19 protein-coding genes are annotated in these 21,295 nt (G+C 64.7%); 11 read left to right on the top strand and 8 right to left on the bottom strand.

What is annotated here, in order from left to right; genetic code table 11:
- Positions 1 to 100 precede the first annotated feature (100 nt).
- Entirely contained in the window at positions 101 to 2,956 is a 2,856-nt protein-coding gene (locus tag CAG18_RS18505) for a class I adenylate cyclase (protein ID WP_085721340.1), read from the top strand.
- A gap of 115 nt (positions 2,957 to 3,071) precedes the next feature.
- Here the strand turns inward: CAG18_RS18505 and rnk are convergent, their stop codons facing one another.
- From rnk to cyaY, 3 genes are all read right to left on the bottom strand, one after another.
- Positions 3,072 to 3,482 carry a nucleoside diphosphate kinase regulator gene (rnk, locus tag CAG18_RS18500; protein WP_023661830.1) on the bottom strand — a complete coding sequence of 137 codons (411 nt, stop codon included), beginning with the start codon at positions 3,480 to 3,482 and terminating at the stop codon, positions 3,072 to 3,074.
- Between the two features lie 146 nt (positions 3,483 to 3,628).
- Positions 3,629 to 3,853: a DUF1289 domain-containing protein gene (locus CAG18_RS18495; RefSeq protein ID WP_013974742.1), complete on the bottom strand. Its 225-nt coding sequence runs from the start codon at positions 3,851 to 3,853 to the stop codon at positions 3,629 to 3,631.
- Between the two features lies 1 nt (position 3,854).
- Positions 3,855 to 4,187, bottom strand: a complete 333-nt coding sequence (cyaY, locus tag CAG18_RS18490; RefSeq protein WP_004375540.1) for an iron donor protein CyaY — start codon at positions 4,185 to 4,187, stop codon at positions 3,855 to 3,857.
- A gap of 333 nt (positions 4,188 to 4,520) precedes the next feature.
- Here cyaY and CAG18_RS18485 point away from each other — a divergent pair, with 333 nt between their 5' ends.
- From CAG18_RS18485 to CAG18_RS18460, 6 genes are read left to right on the top strand one after another with little or no spacing between them, the layout of a single operon-like run.
- Positions 4,521 to 4,736: a lipoprotein gene (locus CAG18_RS18485; protein WP_004375542.1), complete on the top strand. Its 216-nt coding sequence runs from the start codon at positions 4,521 to 4,523 to the stop codon at positions 4,734 to 4,736.
- Between the two features lie 9 nt (positions 4,737 to 4,745).
- On the top strand, positions 4,746 to 5,993 hold the full coding sequence (gene lysA, locus CAG18_RS18480) for a diaminopimelate decarboxylase (RefSeq protein WP_015272250.1): 1,248 nt from the start codon (positions 4,746 to 4,748) through the stop codon (positions 5,991 to 5,993).
- Positions 5,994 to 5,997: 4 nt separating this feature from the next.
- Positions 5,998 to 6,828, top strand: coding sequence for a diaminopimelate epimerase (gene dapF, locus CAG18_RS18475; protein WP_013974744.1), 831 nt, complete (start codon positions 5,998 to 6,000; stop codon positions 6,826 to 6,828).
- A gap of 13 nt (positions 6,829 to 6,841) precedes the next feature.
- Positions 6,842 to 7,552, top strand: coding sequence for a DUF484 family protein (locus tag CAG18_RS18470; protein WP_054573426.1), 711 nt, complete (start codon positions 6,842 to 6,844; stop codon positions 7,550 to 7,552).
- The gene (gene xerC / locus CAG18_RS18465) at positions 7,552 to 8,451 is read left to right on the top strand and encodes a tyrosine recombinase XerC (protein ID WP_015272253.1); all 900 of its coding nucleotides are present in this window, start codon (positions 7,552 to 7,554) and stop codon (positions 8,449 to 8,451) included. The genes CAG18_RS18470 and xerC overlap by 1 nt, the downstream gene beginning before the upstream one ends.
- A complete protein-coding gene (locus CAG18_RS18460; protein WP_085721339.1) occupies positions 8,448 to 9,143 on the top strand; it encodes an HAD family hydrolase in 696 nt (231 codons plus the stop codon). The genes xerC and CAG18_RS18460 overlap by 4 nt, the downstream gene beginning before the upstream one ends.
- 180 nt (positions 9,144 to 9,323) lie before the next feature.
- On the opposite strand, the gene sutA is transcribed toward CAG18_RS18460, so the two are convergent.
- From sutA to glnK, 3 genes are all read right to left on the bottom strand, one after another.
- Positions 9,324 to 9,653: a transcriptional regulator SutA gene (gene sutA, locus CAG18_RS18455; protein ID WP_013974748.1), complete on the bottom strand. Its 330-nt coding sequence runs from the start codon at positions 9,651 to 9,653 to the stop codon at positions 9,324 to 9,326.
- 430 nt (positions 9,654 to 10,083) lie between these two features.
- On the bottom strand, positions 10,084 to 11,415 hold the full coding sequence (locus CAG18_RS18450) for an ammonium transporter (protein ID WP_015272254.1): 1,332 nt from the start codon (positions 11,413 to 11,415) through the stop codon (positions 10,084 to 10,086).
- A 46-nt stretch (positions 11,416 to 11,461) separates the two neighbouring features.
- The gene (gene glnK / locus CAG18_RS18445) at positions 11,462 to 11,800 is read right to left on the bottom strand and encodes a P-II family nitrogen regulator (protein WP_002555808.1); all 339 of its coding nucleotides are present in this window, start codon (positions 11,798 to 11,800) and stop codon (positions 11,462 to 11,464) included.
- Positions 11,801 to 12,201: 401 nt separating this feature from the next.
- Between glnK and CAG18_RS18440 the strand changes: the two genes are divergently transcribed.
- The 3 genes from CAG18_RS18440 to CAG18_RS18430 all read left to right on the top strand — a co-directional run bounded on the left by CAG18_RS18440 (position 12,202) and on the right by CAG18_RS18430 (position 14,475).
- Positions 12,202 to 12,468, top strand: a complete 267-nt coding sequence (locus CAG18_RS18440; RefSeq protein WP_015272255.1) for an accessory factor UbiK family protein — start codon at positions 12,202 to 12,204, stop codon at positions 12,466 to 12,468.
- Positions 12,469 to 12,822 (top strand): gamma-glutamylcyclotransferase family protein, encoded by a 354-nt coding sequence (locus tag CAG18_RS18435; RefSeq protein WP_015272256.1) that lies wholly within the window; start codon positions 12,469 to 12,471, stop codon positions 12,820 to 12,822. It begins immediately after the preceding gene.
- Between the two features lie 162 nt (positions 12,823 to 12,984).
- On the top strand, positions 12,985 to 14,475 hold the full coding sequence (locus CAG18_RS18430; protein ID WP_085721338.1) for a YifB family Mg chelatase-like AAA ATPase: 1,491 nt from the start codon (positions 12,985 to 12,987) through the stop codon (positions 14,473 to 14,475).
- Positions 14,476 to 14,603: 128 nt separating this feature from the next.
- On the opposite strand, the gene CAG18_RS18425 is transcribed toward CAG18_RS18430, so the two are convergent.
- Positions 14,604 to 14,972 carry a response regulator transcription factor gene (locus CAG18_RS18425; RefSeq protein WP_178075734.1) on the bottom strand — a complete coding sequence of 123 codons (369 nt, stop codon included), beginning with the start codon at positions 14,970 to 14,972 and terminating at the stop codon, positions 14,604 to 14,606.
- A complete protein-coding gene (locus tag CAG18_RS18420; protein WP_085721337.1) occupies positions 14,969 to 15,961 on the bottom strand; it encodes a response regulator in 993 nt (330 codons plus the stop codon). The genes CAG18_RS18425 and CAG18_RS18420 overlap by 4 nt, the downstream gene beginning before the upstream one ends.
- Before the next feature lie 238 nt (positions 15,962 to 16,199).
- On the opposite strand from CAG18_RS18420, the gene CAG18_RS18415 reads away from it, so the two are divergent.
- Positions 16,200 to 21,248, top strand: a complete 5,049-nt coding sequence (locus CAG18_RS18415) for an ATP-binding sensor histidine kinase (RefSeq protein WP_085721336.1) — start codon at positions 16,200 to 16,202, stop codon at positions 21,246 to 21,248.
- Positions 21,249 to 21,295: the final 47 nt, after the last annotated feature.

Raw genomic sequence — 21,295 nt, 5'->3', positions numbered from 1 at the left:
GGGCGCTGGAAAAATGGCGCCAATATTTCAATTGCCGCTTATCCGACCTCGCCACTCAGGCTACACTCGCCACAGCCCCGCTGGCCTGCCCGAGTGCGCAATGAACCACCCCCACGAAATCCGCCCCGACCTGGACGAAGGCATCGACCGCAAGGTCCTGGCGACATTGCGTGCGCGCTTCCTGCGGCTCAACCAAGGCCGGCTGCAGCGGGCCCTGGAGGGCCTGTCGACGCGCCAGCAACAGGTGCTGACACTGCTGCCGCTGCTGTTTCATGTGAACCACCCGCTGCTGCCAGGCTATGTTTCCGGCAGCACCCCTGCCGGCGTATCGGGCTACGAGCCAGGCGCCGATCTTGTAGTCGAGGCACAGCGTCTTGCCCGCTCGTTCACCTACAAGGCCCGCCATGGCAACCCACCGCGGCCGATCCACGGCCTGTTCCTGATGGGCAGCCTGGGCTCACTGGCCCAGGCCGAGCAAAGCGATATGGACCTGTGGGTTTGCCACGCCCCGGGCCTGGCCGATGAGCTGCTGGACGAACTGCGCCGCAAATGCCAGCTGCTTGAGGCATGGGCGGAAAGCCTGGGTGCCGAGGCGCACTTCTTCCTGATCGACACGCAAGGTTTCGCCCAGGGCCAGCGCGAAGGCCAGCTCGGCTCCGACGATTGCGGTACCACCCAGCACTATCTGCTGCTGGACGAGTTCTACCGCACAACTATCTGGCTGGCCGGGCGCACGCCACTGTGGTGGCTGGTGCCGGTCTACCAGGAACACGATTACCACACCTATACCCAGACCCTGCTGTCCAAGCGTTTCATCCGCAGCCAGGACGCCCTCGATCTCGGCAACCTGGCGCACATCCCGCCCGGCGAGTTCGTCGGCGCCGGCTTGTGGCAGCTGTTCAAAGGCATCGACTCGCCCTACAAGTCGCTGCTCAAGCTGCTGCTGACCGAGGCCTATGCCAGCGAGCACCCCACCGTTCGCTGCCTGAGCCTAGACTACAAGCAGGCAGTGTTCGCCAACCAGCTAGACCTCGACGAGCTGGACCCCTACGTGATGGTGTACCGGCGCATCGAGCGCTACCTGCTGCAGCGTGGCGAACACGCGCGCCTGGAGCTGGTGCGGCGCAGCCTGTACCTGAAGGTTAACAAGAAGCTCAGCGACCCGACCCGGGCCAATGGCTGGCAACGCCGGCTGTTGCAGCGCCTGGCCGACGAATGGGGCTGGGACGAGCGCCAGCTGGCCCTGCTGGACAGTCGCAACCAATGGAAGGTGCAGCAGGTTGCCATCGAGCGCCGTGAACTGGTGGCCGAACTGAACCATAGCTACCGATTTCTCAGCCAGTTCGCTCGCACCCAAAACGCCAGCAGCCGCGCCGACCAACGCGATCTCAATGTGCTGGGCCGGCGCCTTTACGCCGCCTTCGAGCGCCGCGCCGGCAAGGTCGAAGTCATCAACCCCGGTATCGCCCCGGACCTGGCCGAAAGCACCCTGACCCTGGTACAAGCGCCTAATCGCAAGGAGCCCGGCAGCCATCACTGGGAGCTGTACACCGGCAACCTGAGCCCCCATGAGGTGGACCACTTCAGCCCGCTCAAGCGCTGCCGCGAGCTGCTCGAGTTGCTGACCTGGGCTTATCGCAACGGGGTGATCGACAGCAGCACGCGCCTGGCGCTGCACCCGGGTGTCAGCGACCTCAGCGAATTCGAGCTGTTCAACCTGATCGGCTGCCTGCAGCAAAGCATTCCCCTGCCCTTGCCGACCGTCAGCGAGGTGCGCTTGTTGCAGCCGAGCGTTGCCGACGAGGTGCTGTTGCTGGTCAACGTCGCCATCGACCCGCTGCGCCACCACCGCGACCTGAACATCCTGATGACCACCGAGCGCACCGACTCTTTGAGCTACGCAGGCGTGCGCGAAAACCTGGTCCTGACCCTGGACCAGGTCATCCTCAACAGCTGGAACGAAGTACTGGTCCAGCGCTATGACGGCGAGCACGCACTGGTGCGCTGCCTGCGCGACTTCCTCAACAGCCCCGTGCCGCGCGGACACCGGCCGAAGGTGCGGGTGCGTTGCTTCTGCCAGAGCCGCGCCCAGGCCATCGGCCAACGCGTGGAGGAAATATTCGACACCGTACAACTGCTGCTGGACCAGGGCCTGAACCACCGCTACCTGCTGCAGGTGGCCCAGCACACCCATGTGCTGGAGCTGATAGCCGGGCATGTCGGCCTCACCACCTTGGCCGAGCATGAGGCACTGCTGAACCACCTGGGCGAAGAACGCAGCGCCTACAGCCCACTGTACCTGGATGCCAACGCCCTGCAGGACCACGACCTGCACCTGGTGCTGGAGCAAGGCCGGCCTTTCTGCATCCAGGTGTTCTACCGCCTGCAGGGTGGCTGGGCCGAGTTGTACGTGCTGGATGAATACAATGCCCTGTGGCAGCAACGCCTACCGCTGCACGACGAAGCTCACTTGCTGTTGCCGCTGCAGCGCTTTCTGCGCTCGGTGGTGATGCGCCGTGATGCCCGGCTGCCGCTGGACACCCAGCGCGCGGCTTCACTGGACATCCACTACGCGCAACTGTTGCCTTCCGGGCCAGGCAAGGCGCGCAGCATCGAGCCGCGCCAGGCGCCGGTCGAGGGTAGCGACCAGCCTTACTATGAGGTGCAGGCGATCATCCAGGCCGGGGTGGCAGGCGCGGCGCACGTGACGCTGTATTGCGACCAGCAGGAGTTTTCCGAACTGGAGCATGGTGAGCAGTTGTATGCGGTGGTGGCCCGGCAGATCATCGGGCAGCGACGTGGTGCAGGGCAGTACCGCTGCTACATCACGGACCTGGATTTGTCCGAGTTGCTGGATGACCAGCTGGGGTCGACGCAGCTGTACCTGCGCTACAAGCGGGAGCTGGAGCAGGCTTTGAACGAGGGGTTGGAGCAGGTTTTGGCGCAAGAGGCTTGAATTGCCGGGGGCGCGTTGCGCCCCTTTCGCGACACAAGGCCGCTCCTACAGGGAATGCGTAATCCTGTAGGAGCGGCCTTGTGTCGCGATGGGCCGCAAAGCGGCCCCCTAGCCCTTACAGGTCAAAATCGCCCGCCGCTTCCGGCTGGTATTCCACTTCCAGCAGCTTCAGCTTGAGGGTCTTGCCCCCCGGGGCCGGCCAGTCGATCTGTTCGCCCACCGACAACCCCAGCAAGGCGCAACCGATCGGCGCCAGGATCGAGACCTTGCCTTCCGGCCCGGCATCCTTCGGGTATACCAGGGTCAGGTGGTAGTCCTTGCCGCTGGCTTCCTCACGGCAGTGCACACGCGAGTTCATGGTCACCACGCCAGCCGGGACTTCCTCGTGACCGACCACCTGCTCGGCGCGGTCCAGCTCGCCCTGCAGGGCGAGCACACCCGGCGTACTCTCGTCGAGGCTGTCGATCAGACGCTCCAGACGTTGTACGTCCAATCGGGTGAGGATGAGGGAAGGCTTGGTGCTCATGATCCAGTCAGACTCCTTTGAACAGGCGGTTTTCATCGTGCAGATAAAGCAAAACCCCGCCCAAGGGCGGGGTTTGTGAAGGCTTTGGCGTCACCGACGCAGAACCCGACGTTACCACAGCCGGGTAAATACTCAAGTCCCTGCGATCAGTGTGCCTTAGCCTGGTCGCGCAGGGCCTGGGCCTCGCGGCAAATCTGCCGGCGCCGTTCGTCATCGGCCGAACGCCATTCACGGATATGCTCGACATGCCGGTGGCAACCTGTGCACACCCGCTGTTCGTCCAGCCGGCAAACGCTGATGCACGGCGACGGCACGGCGGGGCTGACGTTGCTGTAGAGCGGTTTGGGCGGCCGGGCCTGGGTACTGCTCATGTCAGATCTCGTCGAAGTCCAGCTTCTCGCCGGCCCGCTCCCAGACGATGCGCTCGAGCATTTCGCCCAGCAGCTCCTCGCTCTTCTCGCACACCCATTTGCCGCTTTCTTCGTCGTAGTCGAAGTGGAAACCGCCGGAACGGTCGGCCAGCCACAGCTGGCGCAGCGGCTCCTGGCGGCTGAAGATCAGCGTGCTGCCATTGTCGAACTTGATGGTCAGGACACCGGCGGAGTTCTCCATGTCCAGGTCCAGGCCGCTCTCGTCGAACAGGTCTTCCAGGGCCTGTTGGGTCGCGTCGACCAGATCATGGAAACGCGCTTCACTCAAACTCATTGCAGGAACCTCGAAATTGGCTGCGTTACAGGCAAGCCCGGCAAGATACGGGCGCTTGCCGCCGAATGCAAAGGTTTAGCCGCTACCTTCACTGGCATGAACTCAAAGCCAGAGCAGTACCTGTGGGAGCGGGCATGCCCGCGAATCAGGCGCCGCGGTGTGTGGCACCGGCTTTGCCGGTGTTCGCGGGCACGCCCGCTGCCACAGGTACTGCGAAAGGGCCCTTGCAGGCGGTAAGAATAGCCCGCCCGGCGGGCCGGCCCTTGCATAGGCAAGCCGTCGGTCGCTCGGTATACTCGGGCGCAATACTGCATATTTCTAAGGATTTCACCCATGAAGCGCCTGATTTCCTCCCTCGCGGCGCTGGTCGCTGTTGCCTGCCTCGTTTCGGCCTGCGGCCAGAAAGGCCCGCTGTACCTGCCTGAAGACGGCAAGGACGGCAAGGCCAGCCACAAGTCGCACCAGTACCAGCCAAAAGCCAAGCCGGCCCCGACGCAGGAGCAGCAACCCGAGCTGCAGTCCGAGCCCGAGCAGTCGCCAGCGCAGTAAGGAAACCAGATGAACGCTTTCAACTACCGCGACGGCGAGCTGTTCGCGGAAGGCGTGGGCCTGTCGGCCATCGCCGAACGCTACGGCACCCCTACCTACGTGTATTCGCGCGCCCACATCGAGGCTCAGTACCGTAGCTACGCCGATGCACTGCAAGGCACCGAGCACCTGGTGTGCTTCGCGGTCAAGGCCAACTCCAACCTTGGCGTGCTCAACGTGCTGGCGCGCCTGGGCGCAGGCTTTGACATCGTCTCTGGCGGTGAGCTGGAGCGCGTGCTGGCCGCTGGCGGCCGTGCCGACCGCGTGGTGTTCTCCGGTGTCGGCAAGACCCGCGAGGACATGCGCCGTGCCCTGGAAGTCGGGGTGCACTGCTTCAACGTCGAATCCACCGACGAACTGGAGCGCCTGCAAGTGGTGGCCGCCGAGATGGGCAAGGTTGCCCCGGTCTCGCTGCGGGTCAACCCGGACGTCGACGCCGGCACCCACCCGTACATCTCCACCGGCCTGAAAGAGAATAAGTTCGGCATCGCCATCGCCGACGCCGAGGCCATCTACGTGCGGGCCGCGCAGTTGCCGAACCTGGAAGTGGTCGGCGTCGACTGCCACATCGGTTCGCAGCTGACCACCGTCGAGCCTTTCCTCGATGCCCTTGACCGCCTGCTGGTGCTGGTAGACCGCCTGGCCGAGTGCGGCATCCATCTGCGCCACCTGGACCTGGGTGGCGGCGTCGGCGTGCGTTACCGCGATGAGGAGCCGCCGCTGGTGGCCGACTACATCAAGGCGATCCGCGAGCGCGTCGGCGACCGCGACCTGGCCCTGGTGTTCGAGCCGGGCCGCTACATCGTGGCCAACGCCGGCGTCCTGCTGACCCGCGTGGAATACCTCAAGCACACCGAACACAAGGACTTCGCCATCATCGATGCGGCGATGAACGACCTGATCCGCCCGGCCCTGTACCAGGCCTGGATGGGTGTCAGCGCGGTCAAGCCACGCGCAGGCGAAGGCCGTGCCTACGACCTGGTCGGTCCTATCTGCGAGACTGGCGACTTCCTCGGCAAGGACCGCGTGCTGAACCTGGCCGAAGGTGACCTGCTGGCCGTACAGTCCGCGGGCGCCTATGGTTTTGTCATGAGCTCCAACTACAACACCCGTGGCCGTTGCGCTGAAATCCTGGTCGACGGCGACCAGGCCTTCGAAGTACGCCGCCGCGAGACCATCGCCGAATTGTACGCTGGCGAAAGCCTGCTGCCGGAGTAAGCCCATGCTGCTGCGTTTTACCAAGATGCATGGGCTGGGCAACGACTTCATGGTCCTCGACCTGGTCAGCCAGCACGCGCACATCCAGCCCAAGCACGCCAAGCAATGGGGTGACCGCCACACCGGCATCGGCTTCGACCAGTTGCTGATCGTCGAAGCGCCGAACAACCCGGAAGTGGACTTCCGCTACCGCATTTTCAATGCCGACGGCTCCGAGGTCGAGCAGTGCGGCAACGGTGCGCGCTGCTTCGCCCGCTTCGTGCTGGACAAGCGCCTGACCGCGAAAAAGCGCATCCGCGTGGAAACCAAGAGCGGCATCATCGAGCTGGACGTGCAGAACGACGGCCAGATCAGTGTCGACATGGGCCCACCGCGCTTCATCCCTGCCGAAATCCCCTTCGTCGCCGACGAGCAGGCGCTGAACTACCCACTGGAAGTCGACGGCCAGGTGCATTCGATTGCCGCCGTGTCCATGGGGAACCCGCATGCCGTGCTGCGTGTCGACGACGTGCGTACCGCTCCTGTGCATGAGCTGGGCCCGAAGATCGAAAACCACCCACGCTTCCCGCAGCGGGTAAATGCCGGCTTCCTCCAGGTCATCGACCGCCACCGCGCCAACCTGCGTGTGTGGGAACGTGGTGCGGGCGAAACCCAGGCCTGCGGCACCGGCGCCTGCGCCGCCGCCGTGGCGGCGATCAGCCAGGGCTGGATGGACTCCCCGGTATCCCTCGACCTGCCCGGTGGCCGCCTGCACATCGAATGGGCCGGCCCCGGCAAGCCCGTGCTGATGACTGGCCCAGCCGTACGCGTCTACGAAGGACAGGTTCGTCTCTAAGCGAGTAACCGCCATGACCGATCAGCCCCAGGTTGTACCCCAGCAGTCCGCCGAGCTCGATGCCGAAGCGGTGGTCGCCTACCTGCGCGCCCACCCCACCTTTTTCGCCGAGCACGACGAGTTGCTGATCGAACAGCGCATCCCTCACCAGCGTGGCGACAGCGTGTCGCTGGTGGAGCGCCAGCTCAAGTTGCTGCGCGACCGTAACATCGAGATGCGTCACCGTCTGTCGCAACTGATGGACGTGGCCCGCGACAACGATCGGCTTTTCGACAAGACCCGCCGGCTGATCCTCGACCTGCTCGACGCCGGCAGCCTGGAGGAAGTGGTGATGGCAGTCGAAGACAGCCTGCGCCAGGAATTCCAGGTGCCCTTCGTCAGCCTGATCCTGTTCGGCGAAAACGTCGCGCCGGTCGGGCGCTGGGTGAGCAACGCCGAAGCGCAGCAGGCCATCGGTGCCCTGCTGGGCGGCGGCAAGACGGTCAGCGGCAACCTGCGTGAGCACGAGCTGGCATTCCTGTTCGGTGAAGAACAGCGCCGGGAAGTGGGCTCCAGCGCCGTGGCTGCCCTGGAACACCAAGGCCTGCACGGGGTGCTGGCCATCGGCAGCCGCGACCCGCAACACTACAAGAGCAGCGTCGGTACCTTGTTCCTTGGCTACATTGCCGAGGTGCTTGGCCGCGTTGTGCCACGCGTTACCCAGACCCTGCGCCCGGTACGCTGATGGAACGCCAGCTGGAGGCTTATTGCGCACACCTGCGCAACGAGCGCCAGGTGTCCGAGCACACCTTGCTGGGCTACCGTCGCGACCTGGACAAGGTGGTCGCCTACTGCAAAGAACATGGCATTACCGGTTGGGAGGCGCTGCAGATCCAGCAGCTGCGCCAGCTGATCGCCCGCCAGCACCACCACGGCCAGTCCTCGCGCAGCCTGGCCCGGCTGCTGTCGGCGGTGCGTGGCCTGTACCGCTATCTCAACCGCGAAGGCCTGTGCCAGCACGACCCGGCCAGCGGCCTGAGCCCGCCCAAGGGCGAACGCCGGCTGCCCAAGGTGCTGGACACCGACCGCGCCCTGCAACTGCTGGATGGCGGTGTCGACGATGACTTCATCGCCCGTCGTGACCAGGCCATCCTCGAACTGTTCTATTCGTCGGGCCTGCGCCTGTCCGAGCTGACCAACCTCGACCTCGATCACCTCGACCTCGCAGCCGGCCTGGTGCAGGTGCTGGGCAAAGGCGGCAAGGCCCGCGTGCTGCCGGTCGGCCGCAAGGCCCGCGAGGCATTGCAGGCCTGGTACCGCCTGCGCGGCATCGGCAACCCGCGCGACCGCGCGGTTTTCATCACCCGCCAAGGCAACCGCATCAGCCCACGGGCCGTTCAGCAACGGGTGAAGGCGGCCGGTGAGCGCGAGCTGGGCCAGCACCTGCACCCGCACATGCTTCGCCATTCCTTCGCCAGCCACGTGCTGGAATCGTCCCAGGACCTGCGCGCGGTGCAGGAGATGCTCGGCCACGCCGACATCGGCACCACGCAGATCTACACCCACCTGGACTTCCAGCACCTGGCCGCGGTGTACGACAGCGCCCACCCTCGGGCCAAACGCAGCAAAGGCACAGACTCATGAGCATCAAGCTGATCACCTTCGACCTCGACGACACCCTGTGGGATACCGCGCCGGTGATTGCCAGCGCGGAAGTCGTGCTGCGCGACTGGCTCGAAGCCAACGCCCCGATCCTTGGCAGCGTACCGGTGGAGCACCTGTTCGCCATTCGCGAGCGCCTGGTACAAGCCGAACCCGGCCTGAAGCACCGTATCAGCGCCCTGCGTCGACGGGTGCTGTTTCATGCCCTGGAAGAAGTCGGCTACAGCGAAAAACATGCGCAGGAACTGGCCAACGAAGGTTTCGAAGTGTTCCTGCATGCCCGCCATCAGGTGGAGATTTTCCCGGAGGTGCAGCCGGTGCTGGAGATCCTGCGCCATCACTACACCTTGGGCGTGGTCACCAACGGCAATGCCGACGTAAGCCGGCTGGGGCTGGCGGACTATTTCCGCTTTGCCCTGTGTGCCGAAGACCTCGGCATCGGCAAGCCGGACCCGGCGCCGTTCCTCGAAGCCCTGCGCCGCGGTGACGTGGAGGCCAGCGCAGCGGTGCACATCGGTGACCACCCGGGCGATGACATTGCCGGCGCCCAGCGCGCCGGGCTGCGGGCGGTGTGGTTCAACCCCCAGGGCAAGGCGTGGGTAGGCGAACAGGCGCCGGACGCCGAGATCCAGCGCCTGTCGCAGTTACCCGACATCCTCGCGCGCTGGCGCTGACAGGCGCCGCTTCGCGGCCCATTCGCGGGCACGCCCGCTCCCACAGGTTTACTGCCCTCTCAGCTTCTGCGCGATCCCAGTGGGAGCGGGCGAGCCCGCGAAGAGGCCGGTACAGGCAACACAAAACAGACAGGCACAAAAAAGCCCGCAGCGACGGCGGGCTTTTTTTCGATCAGCCACTCAGATAGGGCGGCTGCCGTACTTGTTGTCCGGCTTCTTGGGCGGATCGGCGACCACGTTGGCCTCGACTTCCTGGACCTTGCCGCCGCGAGCGAGGAACTCTTCCATGGCCTTGGCCAGGGCGTCACGCTCCTTCTGCTTGGCTTCCATGCTCGGCATCTCGTCTACCGAGACCGCGGCCTTGGATTTGCCCTTGGCAGCGGGTGCCGGGCTGCTGTCGTCATCGCCAGCGTCTTCGGCGCCATCATCAGCTGCCGCTTCGAGGCCTTCATCGCCCTCGTCTTCGTCGCCTACTTCGAGGTCATCATTTTCCAGATCGTCGTCGCTCATGTTCTACCTCATGACTTGCGAAAAGCAGGTTAGTTATAGACCAGTGCAGCCGTAGACCGGCAGCCACCAGTGAAAATTCAACTGGCCGTGGGTTAGGCCACTGCCCTAGGGTCGGCGCTCCTGATGGGAGGCGGCACCCAGCAGACCCTGCTCCTGGCAGGACCTGACAAATCCTTTAGCCCCTGCTGGCCACACGCTATTGGCAAGCCTAGCAAAGGCTGGCGAAGCGTGTGGACTACTCGTCAAACACCCTTCGGCGCGCATTCTAGCGCGCCAGCAGAAAAAGCAAAGCACCATGAATGCTCTGCGTTTTGTAAGATTTCCGCCTACGTCGCGAACGTGTCGGATAAACCGTTTGCCGTGCGGGAAATGCTAAAAATCTGGCAAAAAAAATGCCCGGCAAGCCGGGCAAGTTTTTACCGCGTCGCAGTTACAGGTTGTAGCCGCGCTCGTTGTGCTGAGCCAGGTCGAGGCCGACCGACTCTTCTTCTTCGCTTGCCCGCAGGCCCATCACCACATCAAGCACCTTGAGAATCACGTAGGTGACGATGGCGGTGTAGACCACGGTGAAGATCACGCCCTTGGCCTGGATCCAGACCTGCATGCCGATGTCGGTGACGGCACCGAAGCCGCCCAGCGCCGGAGCTGCGAACACACCGGTGAGGATGGCGCCGACGATACCGCCGATGCCGTGCACGCCGAAGGCGTCCAGCGAGTCGTCATAGCCCAGCTTGCGCTTGAGGCTGGTGGCGCAGAAGTAGCAGACCACACCCGAGACCAGGCCGATCACCAGGGCACCCATGGGGCCAACGGTACCGGCAGCCGGGGTGATGGCGACCAGGCCGGCGACCACACCCGAAGCAATGCCCAGGGCACTCGGTTTTCCGTGACCGATCCACTCGGCGAACATCCAGCCCAGAGCCGCGGCGGCGGTGGCGATCTGGGTCACCAGCATGGCCATGCCGGCGGTGCCGTTGGCAGCCGCGGCAGAGCCTGCGTTGAAGCCGAACCAGCCGACCCACAGCATGGCCGCGCCCATCAGGGTATAGCCCAGGTTGTGCGGAGCCATCGGGGTGGTCGGGTAGCCCTTGCGCTTGCCCAGCACCAGGCAGCAGACCAGGCCAGCGATACCGGCGTTGATGTGCACCACGGTGCCGCCAGCGAAGTCCAGCACGCCCCAGTCCCACATCAGTGCACCGTCACCGCTCCAGACCATGTGCGCGATCGGCGCGTAGACCAGGGTGAACCAGATGCCCATGAACACCAGCATCGCGGAGAACTTCATGCGCTCGGCGAACGCACCGACGATCAGCGCCGGGGTGATGATGGCGAAGGTCATCTGGAAGGTGATGAATACCGCTTCAGGGAACAGCGCGGCAGCCGAGGTCAGGTTCGAGGGCGTGACGCCGCTGAGGAACGCCTTGGAGAAGCCACCGACGAAGGAATTGAAGTTGAGCACGCCCTTTTCCATACCGGTGGTATCGAAGGCCATGCTGTAGCCATAGACGACCCAGAGAATGCTCATAAGGCCAGTAATTGCAAAGCACTGCATCATAACCGACAGCACGTTCTTGGAACGCACCATGCCGCCATAGAACAGGGCCAGGCCCGGAATGGTCATGAACAGCACCAGCGCCGTTGCGGTGAGCATCCAGGCGGTGTCGCCGGAATTCAGCGCTGGGGCAGCTTCCTCGGCCAGGGCAAGCCCGGGCATTACGAGGGACAATAGGGCTCCTAGCCCTGCGATCTTACGCAGAGTCATGTTGTTTTCTCCTGGGGCGTTGGGTTTGGTGAGGCTTTGTTGCTGCTTAGATCGCGTCGGTATCGGTTTCGCCGGTACGGATACGGATCGCCTGCTCCAGATTCACCACGAAAATCTTGCCGTCACCGATCTTGCCGGTGTTGGCTGCCTTGGTGATGGCTTCGATTACCCGATCAAGGTCCTTGTCATCGATGGCGACATCGATCTTCACCTTGGGCAGGAAATCGACCACATATTCAGCACCGCGATACAGCTCGGTGTGGCCCTTCTGCCGACCGAAACCTTTGACTTCGGTGACGGTGATGCCCTGCACGCCGATTTCCGACAGCGACTCGCGCACGTCGTCCAGCTTGAACGGCTTGATGATGGCTGTGACTAGCTTCATGAAACTCTCTCCCGATTTGGTGGACTTGCCCCAGGAAAACAAACCCGTCTCAAGTCTAAGCGCAGCGGTTGGCTTTGTAACGCGTCGTCGGCATCCGGCTCCGCGTGCGCACTGCCTGGTCACAAGGAACTGCATCAGTGCATGGCTCGCACTGGTCTTTGCAGAAACCTTGCCAGTTCCGTCAAAGCTCGGGAAAACAGGGAGTTATGTGAATCAGTCGGGATTGGCCAGTCGCCAGCATGGAAAACATGCACAATTCCGGTGCATCCCGACCTGGCGCGTTGCTCGAAAAATGTGCAGTTCCAGAGGAGCGCCGCTCCTACACGAGCCAGCGACGAGGCCGGATGTTCATGCATGCGTGTTACACTGCCGGCCATTTCCCAGTATCAGTGGACAGCCCCATGCTCGCGCCCAAAGCCCTTCTCGATGCCCTGAGCGACCAGGCATCGCGCCTGTTCAGCAGCGATACCGCCCAGCCCCGCGCCGAACTGGAAAGTCAGTTCAAGGTGCTGATGCAAGGTGCCTTCAGCAAGCTGGACCTGGTCAGCCGCGAAGAATTCGACAGCCAGATGGTCGTACTGGCGCGCACCCGCGCACGCCTTGAGGCTTTGGAAAAACAAGTGGCCGAGCTGGAAGCCCGGCTGAACCCGACCCCACAGGATGAGTGAATGCAACCCTCCAGCGCATACCCGGTACTGTTGTTTTCCTACGGCACCTTGCAGGACAAGGCCGTGCAGCTCACCAACTTCGGCCGCGAACTGAGCGGCCAGGCCGACCGCATGCTGGGCTACCGCCAGGACTGGGTCGAGATCACCGACCCGGCCGTGCTGGCAGCCAGCGGCAAGTCCCATCACCCTATCGTCGCTCCCAGCAGCCAGGCAGACGACAGCGTGGCCGGCATGGTCTTCCAGATCAGCGAAGAAGAGCTGGCAGCGGCGGATCGCTATGAAGTCGCAGACTACAAGCGCGTGGCCGTAACGCTCGCATCGGGCCTGACCGCCTGGGTTTATGTACGCGCCTGAGCCCTTCCGGCGCACAGCAGGCACGAACCCGACAGGGTGACAATGCAGGGGAAAACCCTGCCTGAAAAACCAGGACGCACACTTCTTTCGCCGGCCCGGGCCGCGCTCGCTATTCTTGCAAAGCCGCAGGAAGCGGCCCTCTTCAGCGACAACGGAGCGTCCATGTCCCTAGCCCTCGTCCACAGCCGCGCCCAGGTGGGCGTGCAGGCACCGGCGGTCAGCGTCGAAACCCACCTGGCCAACGGCTTGCCCCATCTCACGCTGGTCGGTCTGCCGGAAACCACGGTCAAAGAGAGCAAGGACCGGGTACGCAGCGCCATCGTCAACTCCGGTTTGAACTACCCGCAGCGGCGCATCACCCAGAACCTCGCCCCCGCCGACCTGCCCAAGGATGGCGGGCGCTATGACCTGGCAATTGCCCTGGGTATCCTCGCCGCCGATGGCCAGGTACCAACGGCCACCCTTGCCGAGGTCGAATGCCTGGGCGAACTGGCGCTGTCTGGCAAGTTGCGCCCGGTGCAGGGCGTGTTGCCCGCAGCACTGGCGGCACGCGAAGCTGGCCGGGCGCTGGTGGTGCCGCGGGAGAATGCCGAGGAAGCCAGCCTGGCAGGCGGGCTGGTGGTGTATGCAGTGGGGCACCTGCTGGAACTGGTCGCCCACCTGAACGGCCAGGTGCCGTTGCCACCGTATGCCGCCAACGGCCTGATCCTGCAGCAACGTCCGTACCCGGACCTGAGCGAAGTGCAGGGCCAACTGGCGGCCAAGCGTGCGCTGCTGCTAGCGGCGGCCGGGGCGCACAACCTTTTGTTCACCGGGCCTCCCGGTACCGGCAAAACCTTGCTTGCCAGCCGCTTGCCGGGGCTGCTGCCACCACTGGACGAGCACGAAGCACTGGAAGTGGCGGCGATACAGTCGGTCAGCGGCCATACGCCACTGAGCTGCTGGCCGCAGCGGCCCTTCCGCCATCCGCACCACTCCGCCTCCGGCCCGGCACTGGTCGGCGGCAGCAGCCGGCCGCAACCGGGCGAAATCACCCTCGCCCACCATGGCGTGCTGTTTCTGGATGAACTCCCTGAGTTCGAGCGTCGCGTGCTGGAAGTGTTGCGCGAACCGCTGGAGTCGGGCGAGATCGTGATTGCCCGGGCCCGCGACAAGGTGCGCTTCCCCGCACGTTTCCAGCTGGTGGCGGCAATGAACCCCTGCCCTTGCGGCTACCTGGGCGACCCCACTGGCCGCTGCCGCTGTAGCACCGAGCAGATCGCGCGGTATCGCAACAAGCTGTCCGGGCCATTGCTGGACCGTATCGACCTGCACCTGACCGTGGCCCGGGAGAGCACCACGCTGAACAACCAGCCCTGCGGCGAGACCAGTGCCGATGTGGCGGCCAAGGTAGCCGAAGCACGTGAACTTCAACAGCGGCGGCAAGGGTGTGCGAATGCATTTCTCGACCTTGAGGGGTTGCGCTGCCATTGTGGGTTGGCGGCGGCGGACCAGGCCTGGTTGGAGGGGGCCTGTGAGCGGCTGACCCTGTCGTTACGTGCGGCTCACCGGTTACTGAAGGTGGCGCGGACGCTGGCGGACCTGGAAGGTAACCAGGCAATTGGCCGGGCGCATCTGGCCGAGGCCCTGCAGTACCGGCCGGGGAGCAGTTAGATTGCCGGGGGCTGCTTTGCAGCCCATCGCGACACAAGGCCGCTCCCACAAGAGTGACCACAGTTTCAAGGGTTGTGGATCCCTTTGGGAGCGGGCAAGCCCGCGAAAGGGCCGGCACAGGCAAAGCATCACTGGCTGCCCACCAAAGCATCCTCAACCACCTTCAGCAGCACCTCTTCAGAAAATGGCTTGCCCAGGCAGACCAGCGCCCCAAGCGCCATCGCCGCCCGCACCGCCCCTTCATCCCAGTGCGCCGACATGCAGATCACCGGCAAACGCCACTCCAGTCGGGCCAGTTCGCGCTGCACCGCCAGCCCGCTCATTCCAGGCATCCTCAGGTCGAGCAGCACACACCCCGCTTGCCGCGCCAGTGCCGAGGCCAGGAACAGGTCCCCGGCAGCAAAAGACAAGGTCTCGAAACCTGCCGAACGTAGCAGGTTGGCCAGGCTTTTGCGCACCGAAGCATCGTCGTCAACGATGCACACCGTGCTGCTCATGCGCCGCCCAGGCCCTCAGGCTGCGCCCCGATAACGTTGTGCATGGCCACCAGTTCAAGCAGCGAGCGGGACTGCATCTTGTTCATGATGTTCTTCTTGTGCACCTTGGTCGTCACCTCGCTGGTGCCGATCTGCCTGGCGATCTGCTTGTGCGACAGGCCACCGACCACCAGCGAGAACACCTGGCGCTCGCGCTGGGTCAGGCGCTGGTACTTTTCCTCGACCTGCCGCGCATGGTGCCATTTGCGCCCTTCGGCCACGGCACGCGTGCGCACCGCCTGCAGCAGTGTCAGCAGTTGGTCTTCGTCGAACGGTTTGGTCAGGAACTCCACGGCCCCGGCACGCATGGCCTGGACGGTCATCGGGATGGTGCCGAAGCCGGTCATGAACACGATCGGCCAAGGCAGCGCCAGTCGGCGCAGCGCATCTTGGACCTCCAGGCCGCTGGTATCGGGCAGGTGCATGTCCAGCAACAGGCAGGCATAGGGGGTTTCCAGGCGGGCCTCGAACAACGCCTCGGCACTGGCGAACAAATGATGCGGAATGTCCTGCGAGCGCAGCAGGCGGCCCAACGCCGTGCGCACCGACGGGTCGTCATCCACCACCAGCACCGGCACGTTCAAGTGCTCATCGAACAACTCGACAGGTTCGGCCGCGGCGCACAGCGGCGATTTGCCCGCCGCCTTGCCAGGCAACTCGAGGCTGATCTCGGCGGCCAGGCGGTAGCCCCGGCGTGGCACGGTCTGGATCAGGCCACGGTCGCCAAAGGCCTTGCGCAGCAAGGACACCTGCACCTGCAGGTTGTTGTCCTCGACTACCGTGCCGGCCCACACCTGGCTGAACAGCTCGTCCTTGTCGACCACCCGCCCCTTGGCCTTGATCAGCGTCGCCAGCACTTCGAATGCCCGCCCCCCCAACAGGACAGGCTTACCGTCAATAAAGGCTTCGCGCCGCTCCAGCGACACCTGGGCATTACCTATTCGGATCATGGCTTCCTCGCGCGGGCACGGGCGTTTCCCAGCCCAGGGCAGCCTAGGCCAGCGTACGCCTTCAGACAATTATCCCGAGGGATAGGTTGGCCTGAGGACTATACAAAAGCCCGCCAGCCCCCAGGGGACGATAACGGACAACAGCGTACCCTTTCCTGCCAAGCAGCCTGCAGCCCGCATCCCTGCTGGGTCCGCTGCGTATACTCGTGCGTCAGGATGTCGCTAGCAGGGGTGCCTTATGCTCGATGAACGCCTTGCCCACAGGCCCATCGATTACGACCAGTCCGTCGACGAGGGTTGGCTGAACCGGTGCGACATCAACGCGCTGGGCCAGGAAGGTGAACTCAGTTACTTCCGCCTTCGCGATCCAGCCACCGACCAGGCATGGATCGCCGTGCGCGCCCCGCGCGAGGTCCCCGCCGCCTGCCAGCGCCTGGAACGCGACTACCGCCTGCAACTCGACCCGCAATGGGCGGTGATCCCCTCGGCGTTCGTGCGCTCAGCCGAAGGCCCCCTGCTGGTGTACCCGGCCGGCCGCTCCATCGCCGACCTTATCGCAGAGGGCCCTGCCGCCCTGGCGCCGTTTCTCGAGATTGCGGTGAATGCAGCCACTGCCTTGGCCCAGGCACACGAACGCAATGTGCTGCACGGCGCGCTGCAGCCCGAACATGTGTGCCTGCGCGCGGACCAGCGAGTGCGACTGGGCTGCTTTCGCGCCGACCCGGCGGAACTGATCAGCGAACAGGGCACCCCGCTCGGCAACTGGGCTTACCTGGCGCCTGAACAGGTCTGCCCGCACGGCAGCAGCAGCGACCGACGCACCGACATCTATGCCCTAGGCGCGATCCTCTACCAGCTACTGCTGGGCGAATTGCCGCTGGCCGGACGCGACACCCAGCACTGGCGCCAGCTGCATGCCGGCGTGCAGCCACGAGCGGCCTGCGAAGTGGACAGCAATGTGCCGCAACCTCTCAGCCGGATCCTGGCCAAGGCCTTGGCCAAAGAGCCGGACGCCCGCTACCAGAGTGCTCGCGCCCTGGCGGTGGACTTGGCCTATTGCCAGCGACAGTGGGCCGCCAGCAAGTCCATGGAGGCCTTCGAACCAGGCTGTGCCGACCCGATGACGCCCGACCGCGCACGCCTGTATGGCCGCAGTGCCGAACAGAAGGCCATCGCCCTGCTGCTCAAGGCACAGCGCCGTGACAGCAAGCCACAAGCCCTGTTCATCAATGGGGCTACGGGCATGGGCAAGTCGAGCCTGGTCGAGGCAGCGCTCAGGGCCAACGCCCAGGGTTACTGGGCCATCGGCAAGTGCAACGGCGTTGCCCAGGCCGTGCCCTACGCGCCCTGGGTCGAAATTCTCGGCGCGCTGACCACCCAGTTGCTGGCCAAGAACAGCCAGGACCTCGACGCCTTGCGCTGCGAGATTCTGCGCCGTATCAAAGGCCACGGCCGGCTGCTCGGCAAGCTGGCACCAGACCTGCAACTGATCCTCGGCCCCTTGCCCGACTTGCCGGCCAAGCCCACGCGTCTGGCGCTACAGAAGGAGCTGCGGGCGATCGTCGAATTCCTGCAGGTATTCAGCCGCCCCGACCAGCCGCTGGTGCTGTTCTTCGATGACATGCATTGGGTCGACGACTCCAGCCAGCAACTGCTGGCGCAACTTCTGGCTCACTCGCCCGGCAACCTGTTGCTGATCTTCGCCCGGCGCAGTGATGCGCCAGCCAGCAGTACACCCCTTGCCCTGCCCGCAGCGGTGCGCAGCACCACGCTGAACCTGCGGCCCCTGGCGGTGAGCGCGGTGACCGAGTTGATCGGCGAGCGCTACCACGTCGGCCCCGAGGACGCATTGCAGGTGGCCGAACTGGTACACGACAAGACTGCGGGCAATCCGTTCTTCATCAATCAGATCCTCCGGGCCATGGTCGAGGACCAGCTGTTCACCTTCGATACCCAGGCCATGCGCTGGTCATGGTGCCTGAAGGCCGTGGCCCGCCACCGCTATTCCGACAATGTCGCCGACCTGATGATCCACCGCCTGGTGCGCCTGCCCGAGCCGCAGCGCGACCTGCTGCGGGTGGTCAGTGCGGCTGGCAGCCGCTGTGATGAACGCCTGCTTCACCAGGTACTCTCTCAAGCGCCCGGCGAGCCGTTGAAAGCCTTGATTGGCGCGGGTTTCCTGCAACCGGGCCAGAACGGCCTGGGCTTCGCCCATGAACGGGTGATGGAAGCTGCGTACGCTCTCACGCCAGCGCGCGCACGTGCCCAACTGCATGCACGTATTGCCCAGGCCATGCGCCAGGCCTGGCCGGGACGCCTGCAGGAGGTACTCTTCGAGCTTGCCAACCAGCTGCAACGCGCCAGCCCATGCGGGTTTGCAGCGGATGACTGCGAAGCTTTTCTGCAGCTTTTACGCGAGGCAGCAGCACGCGCACGCGATGGCGGCGCATTCGAACAATCGGCTGGCTACCTGCACACGGCCGAGCAGTTGCTGCAGCGCGGCGCAACGCTGGAAAGCCGCGCCACGCATGGCTTTGCCATCGCCTGCATGGCCACCGAGTGCGACATGCAACTGTCGCGAATGGTCGCGGCCGAGGCCCGCATCACTGAATGCCGCCTGCGCGCGCGCTCGGCGTTGGACCAGGCGCGGGTATGCCGCCTGCAGGCGCTGCTGTACACCTTGCGCGGCGACTATCAGGCGGCCATCGACAGCGCCATTTCCGGCCTGGACTTGCTGGGTATGAGCCCGGTGCGAGGTGTCGACTGGCAACAGGTCGAAGCCAGTCATGCCCATGTACAGACCTTGGTCGAACAGAAAGGCCGACACTGCCTGGAATCGCTGCAGCGCACCGATTCGGAGGAAGTGACAGTTGCCATCAGCCTGCTGGCCACCCTGTCGTCATCGTTTTTCGTGAAGGACGACATCTGCTTCCTGCACCTGGCCAAGCTCATGGAGCTGTCACTGCTGCACGGCGTCGCCCCGGGCAGCACCTACGGCATGGCCTGGTACGGGGTGATGATTGCCGAGCGCTTCGGCGCCTACCATGATGGCCACGCTTGCTGCCTGGCTGCGCTCAAGCTGATAGAGCGGCACGGTTTCGACGCTGACTTGACCAGCGCGCTGCTGGCCCTGGACCAGGTCAGCGCCTGGACCTCGCCCATGGAGTTCGCCCGCCGTACCGCACTGGATGCGGTCGACTCGGGGCGCCTGAGCGGCGACCTGGCGATGAGCTGCTATGCCTGCAACCACTTGGCTTCCGATTCGCTGTTCATGGGCCGCTACCTGCCGGACGTGGTGGAGGAACTGGCGCAAGGCCTGGCCACCGTGCGTCGCTACGGTTACCGCGACATCGAGCAGATCCTGCAGGCCCAGCAAGCGTTCGTCGCCAAATTGAGCGGCACGCCCTGCCCGGCCTCGGCCACAGCCTCGAAATCGCCCACCACGCGGTTCTTCCAGTACCTGATGGCCGGCATGGGCGACTTCTACCTGGGTAACATCCCGCAGGCCATGCGCAACCTGGCACTGGCCGGGGACAACACCTGGGCGGTACCGGCGCACATCAACCTGGCCGACTATCACCTGTTCCGCGGCCTGGCCCTGGGCAGCCCCGAGGCCATTGGCAGCCTTGCCGACAAGCTGCGCGAGCTGCAGGCCCTGCGCGAGCGCTTCGGCCGCTGGGCCGGCTTCAACCCGGCCACCTTCCGCAACAAGCTGTTGCTGATCGAAGGCGTGATCGCCAAGCTCGAAGGCGACGGCCTGGCCGCCATCCGCTGCTTCGACCAGGCACAGATCGCCGCCACCGCCGCCGGTTTCATCCACGAGCAGGCGCTGGCCCACGAACAGCTGGCCGAGGTATGCATCCCCAGCGGCCTGATCTCCGGCGCCAACCTGCACCTGCGCATCGCCCGCGACTGTTTCCATATCTGGGGCGCGACCGGCAAGGTGCACCAGCTGGAGGCGTTGCACCCGTTCCTGCGCACCCAGCCAATCCAGGAAAGCCACCGCGCAACCCACCAGGCCAAGCTCGACCTGGAAGCCGGCATCGAGGCAGCACGGGCACTGTCCGAGGAAGTGCTGCTCGAAGGCCTTATCGAAACCCTGATGGGCCACCTGACCCAGCATTCCGGCGCCGACCACGGTGCGCTGCTGATCGTCAGCGGTGCCGAATTCCAGATGGCTGCCCTCGCCTACATCGACGACGCCGGGCTGCACGTGAGCATGGACGACTGCCAGAAGTTCATGACCCAGGCACCGCTGTCGATCATCAACGCCACCATGCGCACCAAGAAGCCCCTGGTACTCAACGATGCCCAGAGCGATTGCCCCGAGGCCTTCCGCCAGCAGTTGCAGGCGCGCAAGGCCCGTTCGGTACTGTGCCTGCCGCTGGTGATCCAGGGCGTGCTGATCGGCCTGGTGTACCTGGAAAACCGCCTGGTACCGAACCTGTTCGGCAGCCAGCGCCTGGCCATGCTGGAAATCCTCGCCTCGCAGGCAGCGGTGTCGCTGCAAACCGCCAAGTTCTACACACGCCTGGCCGAAGACAACCAGACCCGCGCCCAGATGGAGGCCGAGTTGCGCCGCTCCCGCGCGGAGTTGGCGCGCACGGCGCACCTGCAGGTGATGAACGAGCTGTCCGCGTCCATCGCCCACGAGATCAGCCAGCCGCTGCTGGGCATAGCCTCCAACGCCGCTGCCAGCCTGCGCTGGCTGAAGCGCGCCAAGCCCGACCTGGAAGAGGCGATTGCCGGCCTGGAAGACATCCGCAACGACAGCGAACGGGCCGCTAACATCGTGCGTGCACTGCGCTCGCTGGCCAAGCAGTCACCGATGCAGCTCAAGGTAGTGAAGCTGGACGAACTGATCCGCGAAGTGGTGCGCCTGACCTCGGCCGATGCCGCCAAGGGCACGGTGGACGTGCAGATGCGCTTGCAGGCGGGGGTGAGCGTGATGGCCGACCCGGTGCAGTTGCAGCAGTTGGTGTTCAACCTGATTACCAATGGCCTGGAGGCGCTGGCGGGGTATCGCAGCGATGGGGTGCTGCGGATTGCGTCGGCGGTGGTCGGGGATGGGGTGGAAATCTGCGTGGACGACAACGGGCCGGGGATTGCAGCGGATGAGCGCGAGCGAGTGTTCGATGCGTTTCATACCACCAAGATCGGTGGCATGGGGATGGGCTTGGCGATCTGCAACTCGGTGGTGCAGGCCCATGGTGGGCAGTTGCAGGCGCTGGTGTCAGAGCTGGGGGGGTGTCGGATTCGCCTCACTCTGCCTGTGAATCATTCTTAGCCTGTACCGGCCTCTTCGCGGGCGTGCCCGCGAAGGGGCCGATACAG

The sequence above is a fragment of the Pseudomonas sp. B22(2017) genome (assembly GCF_002113105.1).
Lineage (GTDB): Bacteria > Pseudomonadota > Gammaproteobacteria > Pseudomonadales > Pseudomonadaceae > Aquipseudomonas > Aquipseudomonas asiatica.
The sequence above is the reverse complement of the archived record's forward strand: the minus strand, read 5'-3'. Positions and strand labels throughout refer to the sequence as shown.